A 13760-nucleotide genomic window follows, 5' to 3' on the forward strand; every position below is an offset into this window, starting at 1 on the left:
ATTGTATCTCTATAACATTGAAATTTTCAGCTGTCTTCCAAACACATTTGCTATTTTCTCTAATGTTGAGAGTCGAACATCTTCAGCATGATTCTCCATCCTAGAAATAACACTTTTTTTTGTTTCCAATTTTTCTGCCAACTGTTCCTGTGTCATTCCCTGTTCAAGTCTCATCTCTTTGATAATAGCACCTATTTTAAACCGCTCATATCCTATTTCAAAATCTTCAGCAAATTCGACATCTCTTTTTTTCCTTTCTGCAATATATTCTTCTAAATCACTCATACTTTACCCCTCTTTCAATCTGATCTGCCATTCTTTTATTACACAATTCTATTTCATTTTTAGGTGTTTTTTGTGTTTTTTTCTGAAATCCATTTGTCAATAAAAGAAAATAACCTTGATAAAACTGGCCTAAAATTCTATAATATATTTCCTCCAAATTCTATTCTGCATTCATATATTTTTGTACCACTCAAATTCTTAAAATAAGTTCTGGGCACCTTTTCTTGTGTTTCAATTAATCTTAAAACCCATGTTATTTTTGAGCAATCTTTCCAGGCTGAGTATCTATAAATTCTTTTACAGGACATTTTCCATCCTTTGTTTTATAAAATTTTATTTCTCTTTTCACATATAAATGTTAGCATTAATGTTTACTTTTGTCAAGTCTTAATATTTTTTGCAATCACAATGCATCAAATCTTTTAAAAACTTCCTCCTCCTCTTTGCGCTCTCCGCGCTCCTTGCGGTTTATTTAAAATTTTCAATGATTTAACTGATTGTTTATGATATAGGCGAGGAAAAAACTATTTAGAAAGAAAAAGCCAACTCTCGGACTTGAACCGAGTACCTGCACGTTACGAGGGTGCTGCTCTGCCGGGTGAGCTAAGTTGGCAAGTTGATTTTTGATAAAGAAACTTTACCAAAAATCAACAAAAAAGTCAATAGGAAGAATTTTGCTTAAACCTTATTTATGACATCCAAAACGGTGCCGTCACGATAGGTGCTTATTCCCACCACTTCGCCGGAACGGGGCTTAACTTGGGGTTTTCCCGTAAAGGATTCTGCAATTTCTTTTAATTCTTCGATGGTTTTAATTTCAAGATTTGTTTCCGCCTTCAGCTTTTTGATTAAATCTGCATGGCGAGGATTAATTGCAATACCTCTGTCAGTAACAAAGACATCGATTGTTTCTCCCGGAGTGGTTACGGTGCGGACCTTATCGACGAGACAAGAAATGCGGGCATTAAAGAGCTTTGAAACGATTATCGAAAGTTTTGCTCCTGCTGCCGTATCGGCATGTCCTCCCGAACCGCCCAATATAATTCCATCGGAACCGGTGGTTACGTTTACGTTATAGTCCAAATCTATTTCGCTTGCACCGAGGATAACGACATCAAGCTTTCCTGCAACATGGCCGGGATTGTTAGGGTTTGCATAAAGGTCGGCTGAAATCTTGTGATGGTTTGCATTTTTTTCGGTAGAATCTACGGCCGAAAGGTCAAAGCACTGAACATCATAAAGATCTTCAAAAAGGCCTTCTTCAAGCATCTTTACAAAATAGCCTGTAATTCCGCCGCAGCCGAAACTTCCCTTTATGTTTTTTTCTTTCATTGCTCGGTGCATTTCATCTGCAACAGCAAGGGAAATACCGCCTGCACCTGTCTGCATACTAAAGCCGTTCTTAAAAAGACCTGAGTGTTCAATAAGAGTGCGGCAGTCGCGGGCTATCTTTAAGCCGATCGGATCTTTTGTAATCTGAGTTGTTCCGCTTACAATACCTGCAGGATCTCCTATTTTATCTACCTCTACCACCATGTCTACAAAACGGCCTTCAATGTCTGCTCTTTTAACTTTTGAAACCCTTGTATCGGTAATGGCTATAGTTTTTTTTGCCATTTGAGCATCGGCTACGGCATAACCTAAGGAACCGCAAAATGACCTTCCTTCGGAGCCCGAAATATTTCCTTGATCGTCTACACAGGGCGAGGCTAAAAAGGCAGCGTCTATCGTAACCTCTTTTTCTAAAATCATTCTGGGGCGTCCGCCGTGTGTCGTCATAATTACGGGCTTTTTACACTTACCGTAACTTACAGCCTTTGCAACAGGACCCGACATATAGGAGGTCATAAGTTGGGTAACCGTTCCGTCTTCCATAAGTTCAACCAAAATCTCATGGCAGGGAAAAATCGAAGAAGCCATTACGGTCAAATCTTTAATTCCTCTTTTTTTAATTTCCCTCATTACCATATCAAGAACATAGTCGCCGTTTCTAAGGTGATGATGAAAACTTATAACCATTCCGTCATGGAGTTTAAGCTCATCAAGGGCTTGGGCTAATGTTTTCCCGAAGGCGGGCTTTACATTTTTTGTAAGCTCATATTTTGCATTTTTTTTATTTACAAAGGCTCCCTTAAAAGGATTGTCCAAGCCTTCTCTTCCAAGTATGTTATTCATATCTCTTCCTCCCTATTTTATCAAGCCCCAGTTTTTGGCAGAATCATAAAGAGCTTGGGCTCTCTTGATAACCGGTAAGTCGACCATTTTTCCCTTAAAGCTGAATACGCCTAAGCCCTTTTGTATGGCTTCTTCCGCTGCCTGTAAAATAGCCTCGGCTCTTTCAATTTCGGCACTTGAAGGAGAAAATATTTTATGAATCTCTTCGACCTGACGCGGATTGATAACCAAGCGGCCGGAAAATCCTATGCTCTTACTAAAGGCCGTATCGAGCCTTAGGCCCTCGAAGTCTTCTACATCCGTAAAGGGTGTATCAAGGGAGTCCAAACCGTATGCATGGGCGGCTGTCGTCAAACTAAAGCGGGCGTATTCCAGTTCTTTTGAAAGACGGGTACGCTGAATTCCCATATCGACCGAATAATCTTCGCCGCCTAAAAGAAGGCCTTGAATTAAGGGAGAAGCCTTGGCTATCGAATTTACATCCATAATTCCGCGGGCAGATTCTACCAGCATAAGAAAGCTGAAATTCTTAGTTATATTGTGAGCTTTTTTTATCTCGTTTATTTTTTGCTCGACCGAGTGAACGGCATCGACCGAAGCCTTGGGAATTACGATTCCATCGGGAAGAACGGGGATAATTGCCTCCAAGTCCTTTTCCCAATAAGGGGAGTCGATGGGGTTTATTCTTACAGTTATTTCGGAATGTGTAAACTTTAAAAAGGAAAGAGCATTCCGCACCAGATTACGGGCCGAATCTTTTTCATCAAGAGCGACGGCATCTTCCAAATCATAAATGATGGAATCCGCTCCCAAAATATCGGCCGATACCAACATTCCCGGATTATTACCGGGCATAAAAAGCATACTTCTTCTATTTTTCATTTGCACGCCTCAATGCTGTTTCTACACGGGCCTTGATTGTACAATCTAAGGCACCCTTGTCTTCGATAAAGAGTTTGGCATTTTTTACTTCAAACTCATCCAATACTTCCTGCACCGTTTTTTTAATTTGTGCACCGAATTCGTTTAAAACAGAGCTTTTTAAGTCAAGTTCAAGTTTTTCGGAAGGAACAATACGGACAAGGCAATCATTTGATTGGAGTGTTCCGCAAACCGCTTCTCGTTTTATTTGCATAGATACCCCTTAAAAATTTGATATGATAAGATTATATCAATATAAAAAGAATAAGTCAATCTTGGGGAAGGAAGATAGTTTTAATATAAAAATAACAATATAGCTTGCATTTAAAGGCTCTTACATAGTATAATTCTTTTCCGAACGGAGGTCATTTTATGAAAGATACAATCTATGTTTTGGATGCCTACGGGCTTATTTACCGCTCTTATTTTGCCTTTATTTCGAGACCTCTTACAAACTCTAAGGGCGAAAATGTTTCGGCTATCTTCGGCTTTTTTAAAAGCCTTCATTCCATATTTACCGAATATAATCCTAAGCTCTTTGTTACTGCCCTCGATTCCCTTACGCCCACTTTTAGGCATGAGATGTACAAAGAATACAAGGCCACACGGGATAAAACGCCCGATGACCTCCATGCTCAAATCGACAAAATAGAAGAAATTTTAAAAACATTTAAATTGCCTACAGTCCGCTGTAACGGCTTTGAGGCCGATGATGTAATAGCTTCCATAGCCGCCCTTGCAGAAAAGGAAGGCAGGGAATGTGTGGTTATTTCTGGCGACAAGGATTTAATGCAGCTTGTATCAAAAACCACGACAATGCTTAAACCGGGGAAGATTAAGGCATGGGAAGGCTTCGATGCCGAAAATGTAAAAGAAGAATGGGGCGTTTATCCCGACGGAATGTTAGACCTTCTTTCCCTCATAGGCGACAGTGCAGACAATGTTCCCGGCATAAAGGGGGTCGGCCCGAAAACGGCCGTAAAGCTCCTTGAAGAGTATAAAGGCCTAGACGGCATCTACGCAAATACAGGAAACTTAAAGGGGGCTTTAAAAACAAAAATAGAAGAAGGAAAGGAATCGGCTTATTTTTCTAAAGAGCTTATAAGGCTCCGCTTCGATGTTCCTGTCGAAAAAGACTTAAACGCCTACTCTACTTCGCAAATAGACTATGAGGCGGCCGCCCGCCTTTTTATAAGCGAAGAGCTTCCCAATATTGCAAAGCTATATTCAGAAAAAACAATTGCCGAAAAAGCCCTGTCTAAACATGAAAAAAATGAGACTTCTTCAAAAGAAAACTTAAAACAAGAGACCGGTCTTTTTGAAAATTTGGAACAAAAGACTCTCCCTGAAATGCTCCCGCAAGAATTAGGAACAGGAGAAGAAATCTCCCTTCCTCAAAACAAGGGCGATTACAAACTTGTAGACGAAGCGGAAGAACTTTTTAAAATAGTAAACGAGGCCTTAAAACAGGGCCTTGCATCATACGACTGTGAAACCACAAGTGAAGATCCCCTAAATGCGGAAGTCTGCGGATTCTCCCTTGCCCTAAAAGAAGGAGAGGCCTATTATTTCCCCTTAAAGGCACCATGTCCCGAACTTGGAGAGGAAGCGCCAAAACTCATAGCCTTTAAGGATGCCCAAAGGGCCGTAACAAAGCTCTTTGACTCGAAGATGACTCTCATAATGCATAACGGCAAATTCGACATTCAAGCAGCCCTTTCATCAAAACTTGCAAGCGGCATTTCGGCAAGTCTTTTTGATACAATGATAGCGGCATGGCTTTTGGACCCAGCCCGCTCTTCTTACGGAATGGATAAACTTGCAGAAAGTATTTTAGGCGTAAAAACCATAAGGTTTAAAGACCTTGTAAAGCCGGGACAAAACTTTTCGGATATTCCCTTAAATGAAGCCTGTCCTTATGCTGCAGAAGATGCCGACATAACATTCCGCTTTTATAAAAAATTTTTCCCCCTCTTAAAAAAGAATAATTTGGAAAAACTTTTCTTTGACCTCGAAATGCCCATCACAAAACTTTTAACCGAGATGGAAATAAAGGGCATCTTTTTAAAGGGAGAAGAACTTACTGCCTACTCAAAAGAATTGGGAAAAGAACTTGAAGATTGCGAAAAGGATATTTACCGCCTCGTAGGCCATGAGTTTAATATAGCTTCTCCTAAACAGCTTCAAGAAGTTTTATTTGAAGAAAGAAAACTGACTCCCGGCAAAAAAACTAAAACGGGTTATTCTACGGATACTTCGGTCCTTGAAAACCTTGCTTCGGAGGATCCGGTGCCTGCAAAAATATTGGATTACAGGGCTCTTGCAAAGTTAAAATCCACATACACCGATACCCTTCCCAAGATGACGGACAAAAACGGAAGAATCCATACAAGTTTTATTCAAACGGGAACAGCTACAGGCCGCCTTTCAAGCCGAGACCCCAATTTGCAAAACATACCCATACGCGGAAACGAGGGGCGGAAGATAAGGGAAGCCTTTCAGGCAGAAAAGGGGCGAGTTCTTATTTCTGCAGATTATTCGCAGATTGAGCTTGTAATCCTTGCTCATCTTTCAAAGGATCAAAACCTAGTAGAAGCCTTTAATAAGGGAATAGACGTTCACGCCAAGACTGCAAGCCTAATCTTTGCCGTAGACATAAATGATGTAAGTCAGGATATGAGACGCATAGCAAAGACCATAAACTTCGGCGTAATGTACGGAATGAGTGCCTTCCGCCTCGCTTCTTCTTTAAGAATTCCACGCAAAAGGGCTGATGAGTTTATAAAGGCTTATTTTGCCACCTATTCCGGCGTATCCGGCTTTATGGCAAATATTTGTCAAGAAGCCGAACAAAGAGGCTATGTAGAAACTATAATGGGAAGAAGGCGTTATCTTCCGGCTATAAACAGCAAAAACAAGGTAGAAAAGGCCGGAGCCGAACGCATTGCGGTAAACACCCCGATTCAGGGCACAGCCGCCGATATAGTAAAACTTGCAATGCTCGAAGTCGATAAGGTCTTAAAAAAACAAAAACTTGATGCCTCCATACTTTTACAGGTTCATGATGAGCTTATAATAGAGGCCGCCGAATCTGAAAGAGAAAAAGTCATGTCCCTCGTAAAAGAAAAAATGGAAAGCGTAACAAAACTTTCAGTACCCTTAAGGGTAAGTATTGAATCGGGAATGAGCTGGGGAGAGTTCCACTAATGGATAGTGTTCCAAACAGCCGGCAAAGCCTTGGTGCGCCCTCAGAACCGATTTTAATAGGGCTTTCAGGGCCTTCTTGTTCAGGTAAAAACACGGCAAGTGCTATTTTACAAGACTACGGTTTTTATTGTATTGATGCCGATGCAGTTTCAAGAAAAGTTTTTGCAGAACATGAAAAAGAAATTTTAAATCTCTTTCAAGCTGAGGCTGAAAAACGAGGCATAAATTTAAAAAGTGAAAAGGGCATCGACAAAAAAGCCTTTGCCCTCTTGGTCTTTTCGGATGAAGAACTTTTAAAAAAACATGAAGCCTTTATTCTCCCCATAATCGAAGAAAAAATATGGAAGGAAATTAAAAGGGTATTTACCGAAAAACCTGAGCGCCCCATTCTTTTAAACGCCCCTACCCTTCATAAAACGAGCCTTATAAAAAAATGCCTCTTTATATTGTACATAGATGCTCCTTTTATTTTAAGGCTTATAAGGGCAAAAAAAAGAGACAGGCTGCCCTTAAAAAATATTTGGTTAAGATTTTCAAAACAAAAGAAATTATTTTCTCAATACTTTTTTTTAAATGCCGATACAATAGTAGTAAAGAACTTTTGGTCTTCTGCAAGTTTAAAAAGAAAACTATTGCAGGAAGTTAAAAAAAGAGGTTTTTGAGGTCGATTTATGGAACAGAAAAAAATTTTATGGATAGTACTTTTTATTTCGTTGTTTGCTCTGATTATCTTCGGTGTCGGTTTATACCTGTATGCCCCATTCCGTAATAAAAGCACTATGACTGCAGCACAAATATCCGATTTAGGCAGAATAGAAGCAGACAAAACGGATACAAGCGTTGATCCTCTTCAATGGACTCGAAATCCCGAATCAATTCCTCCGCTTGAGCCGGATTCTACGACACTTGTAAATATTGCCAACAATATAACCGTTGTAAACGGTGAAGGCCAAACAGGAACAACAGAAACCTCTATCAACGTAAGCGATTTAACTAATACTCAAAAGGACGAAAAAACTGCAAGTTTACCGGAAAATCTTGCTGCAAATTTAAACACAAACCAAGAAGGCAATAAAAAAAATTCCGATGCCGAAACACAAACTACTCCTGCAAAAGAAGCTAATCAAAATACGGGCGTAGCTTCGGTAAAAGGCGTAACCTCAAATACGGTTCAAAAACCTAAAACCGAAAAGAAGACTCCTCAAAAAACGGAAAAGCCTGCTGTCAAAACAAGCCCTGCTCAAAAAACGGTTTCCACACTGTACTGGGTTCAAACAGCTTCTTTGACAAGCCGCTTAAATGCAGAAGCAGCAAGAGATACCCTCACCTCAAAACACATGAAGGCGGAAATCTTTACCAAAGAGACGGCAACGGGGCTTACACACCGAGTCAGAGTCGGACCGTTTAAAAATAAAACCGAGGCCGAATATTGGCTTAAAAAAATAAAAGAAATTAAGGGTTTTGAAGGAAGTTATGTAACCCAAGACCGAAAAAAAAGCTGATTATGTCTACAAAGGTCTGTCTTGTTTTAACGGAAAAAACAATCGAAAAAAATCTTTCCGCACTGGAAAAGTATAAGAAGTTTATTGATATTGCAGAACTTCGTGTAGATTATCTCAATCAAAGCGAAATACTCTATTTAAGGAATTTCCCTGAACGGGCCGGAATCCCTTGTATCTTAACCGTTAGGAGAAAGTCTGACGGCGGAAACTTTACGGGAGGCGAAGGTGCAAGGATGACAATCTTTGCACGTGGCCTTGCCTTTGCAAACTCCGACCCGATAAAAAATTTTTCTTATATAGATTTGGAAAGCGATTTTGATTCATCCGGAATCGAAGAAGCGGCAAGGGCCTTTGATATTAAAATAATAAGAAGCCTTCACAGTAAGGTTCCGGTAAAAAATATTGTAAAGACTGTAGAAGGGTTAAGCCGTTTTGAAACCGACATTCCCAAATTGGCTTTTACGGCAAATTGTTTAAACGATGTTTCCGAGCTTTTTAAAGCCTCAAAGCTGATAAAAAATCAAGAGTACATTTTATCGGTTATGGGGCCATACGGCTTAAGCTCCCGTATCCTATCAAATAAATTAAATTCTCAAATCGTATATACCTTCACTCCCGAATACATAAAGAAAAATAAACTTGAACAAGCACTTATAGATCCTGAAACTTTAGAAGAATTATACGGATTTTCAAAAATCGATGAGGAGACAAGTCTTTATGGAGTTATAGGTAAGGATGTAAACACAAGTTTGAGCCCCCAAATTCATAATAAGGGTTTTAAACGAAAAAATCTTAATTCCGTTTATATCCCAATATCGGCGGTGTCATCAAAGGAAGCCTTGGACTTTGCCAATCTTCTTAAGATAAAAGGTCTTTCCGTTACGGCTCCTTTTAAAAGCGAAATCATTCCTCTGATAAATTCCATATCCGAAGCCTCTAAATTTATCGGAGCCGTAAATACCTTGGTAGCCGAAAACAAAAAATGGTTCGGTTATAATACGGATGTTGACGGTTTTCAGCAGGCTTTAATGGAATTCTTAAACGAAAAAGACTTACGCAAATATAAGGTCGCTATTATAGGGGCCGGAGGAGCAGCCAGAGCCGTCGCAGAAGTAATAAGCTCTCTCCATGGAAAAGCCTGTATCTTTAACCGCACGGCCGAAAAAGCTAAAAACATAGCCGAAAAATATAAATTTAAATGGGCACTATTGGATCCTATAAATATAAAACAGCTTCATGCTTTTTCGGAACTGATAATTCAAACCACAAATGCCGGTATGGAGCCCGACATAGATATGGACCCTCTTAATTTTTATACCTTTACAGGAAAAGAAAAAGTATTTGAGTTAATCTACAGGCCTGAAACCACTAAGATGTTAAAGCGGGCAAGGACGGCAGGATGTCAGGTTTGTAACGGCTATAAAATGCTTGAATATCAAGCCTATCATCAGTTTAAAGCTTTTGCAGGAAAGGAGTATTTATAATGGACGCGTCACAGTTAAAAGAAAGGGTTGCCTATCATGCAATAGACACTCTTTTTTCGGAAGGAAAAATTTTTGACGGAATGAAGATAGGACTCGGCACAGGCTCTACAGCTATGCCGGCTGTACACCGTCTCGCCCAATTATTGTCGTCAGGTAAGTTAAAAAAGATATACGCCGTACCTACAAGTTTTCAAACATCAATCGAATGTGAAAAACTAGGCATCCCTATTTATTCTTTAAGTTCTCAGCAAATAGGAGGAAGCTTAGACCTTGCTATAGACGGAGCAGACGAAATCGACCCCGATAAAAACCTAATCAAGGGAGGCGGAGCTGCCCTCCTCAGAGAAAAAATAATAGCATATAATTCAAAAGAATTTGTTGTCATTGCCGATGAAAGAAAAAAAGTTAAATCTATGGGAAAAGGATTTGCCCTTCCGATAGAAATTATACCGGAAGCACGTTTAAGTATTACAAAGGCTCTTGAAGCCCAAGACATAGAAGTATTTCTGCGTGAGGGCGTAAAAAAAATGGGACCTGTTGTTACCGACAACGGAAACTTTATAATTGATGTAAAATGGCCTAAAGCAGCCGATGTAGATCCCAAAGCATTGGAAGAAAGTTTAAACAAGATTACAGGCGTAGTAGAAAACGGTTTTTTTACAAAAAACACTCCAAGAGTATTTATCGTACACCAAGATGGAAATATAGAAGATTTATAAAAGCTGAAAGTCTTTATACTAAATTATTATATTATAAAATTACCCCACAAGAGCGCAAAGAATAATAATTGATTAAAAAACACCCTAAAAAATTCTTTGCGCTCTTCTTAACCTTTGCGGTTTATTTTATGTTAAAAACCGTCATAGTTTACCTTATCTTTTTCCGTATTTTCTTTGCGTCTGCTTTCAGTTTTATTTGAAGGTTCAAAACGATCAAAGTCCTTTTGCATACCTTCTACAATTTTAACAAGATTATCTTGTTTTAAAAGCTCAATAAGGTCTTCACATTGGGCTGGAGAAAATGCCAATCGTAAAGCCGGACAGCTTGCATCATCTCTTTCCCCTATAGCCTTTGTTGTTGCATTACCTAATATAAAATAAGGTTTATTTTCCGATAATAATTGATATTCAGCCCTCAATGTCGGTTCTGCCTCATGTGCTCCGCCTCCGAAAAGTCCCCAAGTCATATAGACCTTTGTCTTCCCGAAAAAAGCTTTTCTTTTAGCGTTAGCGGCACTCAAATTTCTATCGTTATAAGAAGACAGATAAGTTTCCATTGACTTAATCAATATTTCTCTATCAGCTTGATCCAAAAAAACTTCAACCTTATCAACCATAAATTTATGCTCAATAGATACAATATTTGTGCGTGGGTAAAAAGTAAATTTAAATTCGGTAGGTTTTATCTCCTCCTTTGTCCTCTTAACTGAACCTCCGATAAGTGTTCCTAAATCTATAGGAGAAAAGTCACCTAAAAAATTAGGATCATTTCTGGGTGCTGTTTTACATGAACCCAAAACAATCAAAAACATAAAGGCACTTAAAATACTCAAAATTTTTCTATTCATTTTATGTCTCCTTAATTTATTTATTATAGAATACAAACTCTAAACAATATGAATTCTATCTTAGTTACAACCTATTGCTTTACTTCAAACATTTGAACCTGTTTGTTTAATACGGTAAGAACAAGAACCGTTCCTTGGGGAAGACCGTAAGGAATGCTGCATTTTCCTCCCTGATGGTTAAAACTTACAAGCTCCTTTCTCTTTCCATCAGGATATACGGCATCAACCGTAACTTTTACCGGATAAGGATATTTAGGTAAAGCAGGCGAATAAACACCGTAAACCATTTTTTCGGTAGAATCGGGGAATTGCATACCTAATTCTATTTGAGAGTAAGCATCTATAGAGGAATCTGCCGGCTGGCTTTGACTGACAACAACCGGGGCATCAAGAGAAGAATTGACTTCGGCTTTTATTACAAATGAAATTTTACTTTGAGCTATTGCAGAATAAATATCGTCAAGTTTAAGTCCTTCCATGTTTGGAACGGAAACCTTCTCATTTTCAGGGCCCTTGCTTACAATAAATTCAATAAAAACGCCTTCGGATATCTTTGTATCCGGAGCGGGATTTTGCTCCAAAATCGTACCGGCAGGAATTGAACTTGATTTGTACATAATCGGTTCTTTTATCGAAATCAACTGTTTACGGCCTGAAGTAAAAAGAGAGGCAAAATGCTGTTGAACCTCCGATAAGGTTTTTCCCACATAATTTTCTACTCTGTCAAGAACGGCACCGCTGCTTACAGTGACAGTTATTCTTTTTCCGGCTTTAACGATAGTTCCTGCAGGAGGGCTTTGCTCTAAAACCGTCCCTGCATCTTCGGTATTATCCGAAAATCTTAACTGAAGACGAGGATAGAGTTCTTTAACCTGTAGTTTAAGAACCGCATCTTCAAATTTTTCGCCTTCGATATTAGGAACTAAAACTTGATCGGCCGTTTTTACCGACATAAAAAACACGATTGTAGAAACAATAATAAAAAACACAAGCATTACTAAAGAAGTAATAACTATCACTTTTCCGTTACTTTCTATGCTGTCTGCAATATCACCAAGACCCATTTATTCCACCATCCATATTTTAAAATTTATGTTTCAAAACCGCCTTCCAAAAAATCCGGAGAGCCGTTTAAAAAATCCTTCCATTCAAGCTTTTTTTTTGCCTGCTTTTGTAATACCGAAACAGCGAGTATTCCATTTCCTGTTTGAATTAAAATACCGCATTTCTTATCGGTACCCAGTATTGTACCAAATTTTTTATTTTTTGTCATTTCATTTGAAGCATCTTCATATAAATTAGCTTCAATTATGCTTATTTTTTCGCTGTTTTTAAAGGTAAAGCAGCCCGGCCATGGGGTAAATGCCCTTATTTTTCTTTCAATTTCTTCAGCCGGCTTTGACCAATCTATAAGCCCGTCTTCTTTTTTTAACATTGAGCAATAAAGAGCTTTAGCCTCTTCCTGGGGCCTTGCCTGCTTTAATTTGTTTTCAAAATCCGAAAGCACATCACGTAAAAGCGGGCAGCACTTATCGGAACAATCGGCTAAAAGGCTTTCCGTTGTTTCGGAATCATGTAAGGGAATTTCAAGCTGTCCCAAAATACTTCCGCAATCCGTTTTTTGAGCAAGGGTCTGAATCGTAATTCCGGTAAGTTTATCTCCCGCCAAGATGGCCGCAGGAACAGGAGCCGGCCCCCTCCACCTTGGTAAAAGAGAGGGATGAATATTTATTCCGCCCAGCGGAAAAAGAGCCATAGTCTTAGGCCCGAAAATTTTACCGTAGGCAAAACAAACCAAAAGCTCCGGTTTTAAAGCCTCAAGTTCTTTTCTAGAATTATCATCAAGTTTTTGAGGTGTCAAAACAGGAAAGTTTTCCGGTAAAACACCTTCTTTTATAAGCTCCTTTACTGCAAGAGCCGTGTCGGAATCCTGCATCTTTTTATTCCGCCCTGCCGGAGCCGGAGGATTTGTCAATACTCCGCAAAGGTCAAATTCGCGAGCTATCAGGTTTAAGGCAGGTACGGCACAGGAAGGAGTTCCCGCAAAAAGGATTCTCATCTCAGGCGGATCCTCTTTTTTGAAAAAAGAGCCTTTTTATGCTCAAACTTTTCGATAGCTTCGGCCTTTTTTTCTTCGCTTAAACGGTCTATAAAAAGAATTCCGTTTAAGTGGTCATTTTCATGCTGAATAACTCTGGCAAGAAGTCCTGAGGCCTCAATGGTCTTTATTTTGCCGTCAATGTTTAAAAACTGCATCTTTACGGTTGAAGGCCTCATAACTTCATCATAGACCTTAGGTATGCTCAAACAGCCCTCTTCCATCAAACACATTTCCTGAGACGTTTCGATAATTTCAGGGTTTATAAAAACATATTTTTGTTCGTTTATAAATACGATAAAAAGTCTTATGTTTTCTCCTACTTGCGGAGCCGCCAAGCCTATACCGTTTTCTTTTTTTACGGTAACAAACATTTCGTCGATTAAGCTTTTAATATTTTCATCTATTTTTTCAACAGGTTTGGATACTTCCCTCAAAGTTTCTTCGCCTAAATGTAATACTTTCATAGGGTATAATTATACAAAATAAGGGCTGCACCGTCAACTATGCTGTAAATTTTG

At 39.1% G+C, this 13760-nt stretch carries 14 protein-coding genes and 1 tRNA gene; 5 read left to right on the forward strand and 10 right to left on the reverse strand.

Features of this window, described 5'->3' with window-relative positions; all coding sequences use genetic code 11:
• Positions 1-9: 9 nt before the first annotated feature.
• The 6 genes from HGJ18_RS04630 to citD form a co-directional block, all read right to left on the reverse strand.
• Positions 10-285, reverse strand: coding sequence for a helix-turn-helix domain-containing protein (locus HGJ18_RS04630; RefSeq protein ID WP_253684379.1), 276 nt, complete (start codon positions 283-285; stop codon positions 10-12).
• Positions 278-442 (reverse strand): type II toxin-antitoxin system RelE/ParE family toxin, encoded by a 165-nt coding sequence (locus HGJ18_RS04635; protein ID WP_301338931.1) that lies wholly within the window; start codon positions 440-442, stop codon positions 278-280. The genes HGJ18_RS04630 and HGJ18_RS04635 overlap by 8 nt, the downstream gene beginning before the upstream one ends.
• Positions 443-825: 383 nt before the next feature.
• Positions 826-898, reverse strand: a tRNA-Thr gene (locus HGJ18_RS04640).
• A gap of 65 nt (positions 899-963) precedes the next feature.
• The gene (citF, locus tag HGJ18_RS04645) at positions 964-2460 is read right to left on the reverse strand and encodes a citrate lyase subunit alpha (protein ID WP_253697933.1); all 1497 of its coding nucleotides are present in this window, start codon (positions 2458-2460) and stop codon (positions 964-966) included.
• 12 nt (positions 2461-2472) lie between these two features.
• The gene (locus HGJ18_RS04650) at positions 2473-3342 is read right to left on the reverse strand and encodes an HpcH/HpaI aldolase/citrate lyase family protein (RefSeq protein ID WP_253697934.1); all 870 of its coding nucleotides are present in this window, start codon (positions 3340-3342) and stop codon (positions 2473-2475) included.
• Positions 3332-3595, reverse strand: a complete 264-nt coding sequence (gene citD, locus HGJ18_RS04655) for a citrate lyase acyl carrier protein (protein WP_002669237.1) — start codon at positions 3593-3595, stop codon at positions 3332-3334. The genes HGJ18_RS04650 and citD overlap by 11 nt, the downstream gene beginning before the upstream one ends.
• Before the next feature lie 158 nt (positions 3596-3753).
• On the opposite strand from citD, the gene polA reads away from it, so the two are divergent.
• From polA to rpiA, 5 genes are read left to right on the forward strand one after another with little or no spacing between them, the layout of a single operon-like run.
• Positions 3754-6588 carry a DNA polymerase I gene (polA, locus tag HGJ18_RS04660; protein ID WP_253697935.1) on the forward strand — a complete coding sequence of 945 codons (2835 nt, stop codon included), beginning with the start codon at positions 3754-3756 and terminating at the stop codon, positions 6586-6588.
• Positions 6588-7250, forward strand: coding sequence for a dephospho-CoA kinase (gene coaE, locus HGJ18_RS04665; RefSeq protein ID WP_253697936.1), 663 nt, complete (start codon positions 6588-6590; stop codon positions 7248-7250). Before polA ends, coaE begins: the two co-directional genes overlap by 1 nt.
• Positions 7251-7259: 9 nt before the next feature.
• A complete protein-coding gene (locus tag HGJ18_RS04670; protein ID WP_253697937.1) occupies positions 7260-8090 on the forward strand; it encodes an SPOR domain-containing protein in 831 nt (276 codons plus the stop codon).
• A 2-nt stretch (positions 8091-8092) separates the two neighbouring features.
• Positions 8093-9574, forward strand: coding sequence for a type I 3-dehydroquinate dehydratase (locus HGJ18_RS04675; RefSeq protein WP_002683042.1), 1482 nt, complete (start codon positions 8093-8095; stop codon positions 9572-9574).
• Positions 9574-10293: a ribose-5-phosphate isomerase RpiA gene (rpiA, locus tag HGJ18_RS04680; protein WP_253697938.1), complete on the forward strand. Its 720-nt coding sequence runs from the start codon at positions 9574-9576 to the stop codon at positions 10291-10293. Before HGJ18_RS04675 ends, rpiA begins: the two co-directional genes overlap by 1 nt.
• Positions 10294-10424: 131 nt before the next feature.
• Here the strand turns inward: rpiA and HGJ18_RS04685 are convergent, their stop codons facing one another.
• The 4 genes from HGJ18_RS04685 to def all read right to left on the reverse strand — a co-directional run bounded on the left by HGJ18_RS04685 (position 10425) and on the right by def (position 13706).
• Complete coding sequence (locus tag HGJ18_RS04685) at positions 10425-11141, reverse strand: hypothetical protein (RefSeq protein WP_253697939.1); 717 nt, start codon at positions 11139-11141, stop codon at positions 10425-10427.
• 71 nt (positions 11142-11212) lie between these two features.
• Positions 11213-12205 (reverse strand): PASTA domain-containing protein, encoded by a 993-nt coding sequence (locus HGJ18_RS04690; RefSeq protein WP_002671025.1) that lies wholly within the window; start codon positions 12203-12205, stop codon positions 11213-11215.
• 26 nt (positions 12206-12231) lie between these two features.
• On the reverse strand, positions 12232-13200 hold the full coding sequence (fmt, locus tag HGJ18_RS04695; RefSeq protein ID WP_253697940.1) for a methionyl-tRNA formyltransferase: 969 nt from the start codon (positions 13198-13200) through the stop codon (positions 12232-12234).
• Complete coding sequence (gene def / locus HGJ18_RS04700) at positions 13197-13706, reverse strand: peptide deformylase (protein ID WP_253697941.1); 510 nt, start codon at positions 13704-13706, stop codon at positions 13197-13199. Before def ends, fmt begins: the two co-directional genes overlap by 4 nt.
• Positions 13707-13760: the final 54 nt, after the last annotated feature.

The organism is Treponema denticola, from assembly GCF_024181405.1.
Classification (GTDB): domain Bacteria; phylum Spirochaetota; class Spirochaetia; order Treponematales; family Treponemataceae; genus Treponema_B; species Treponema_B denticola_D.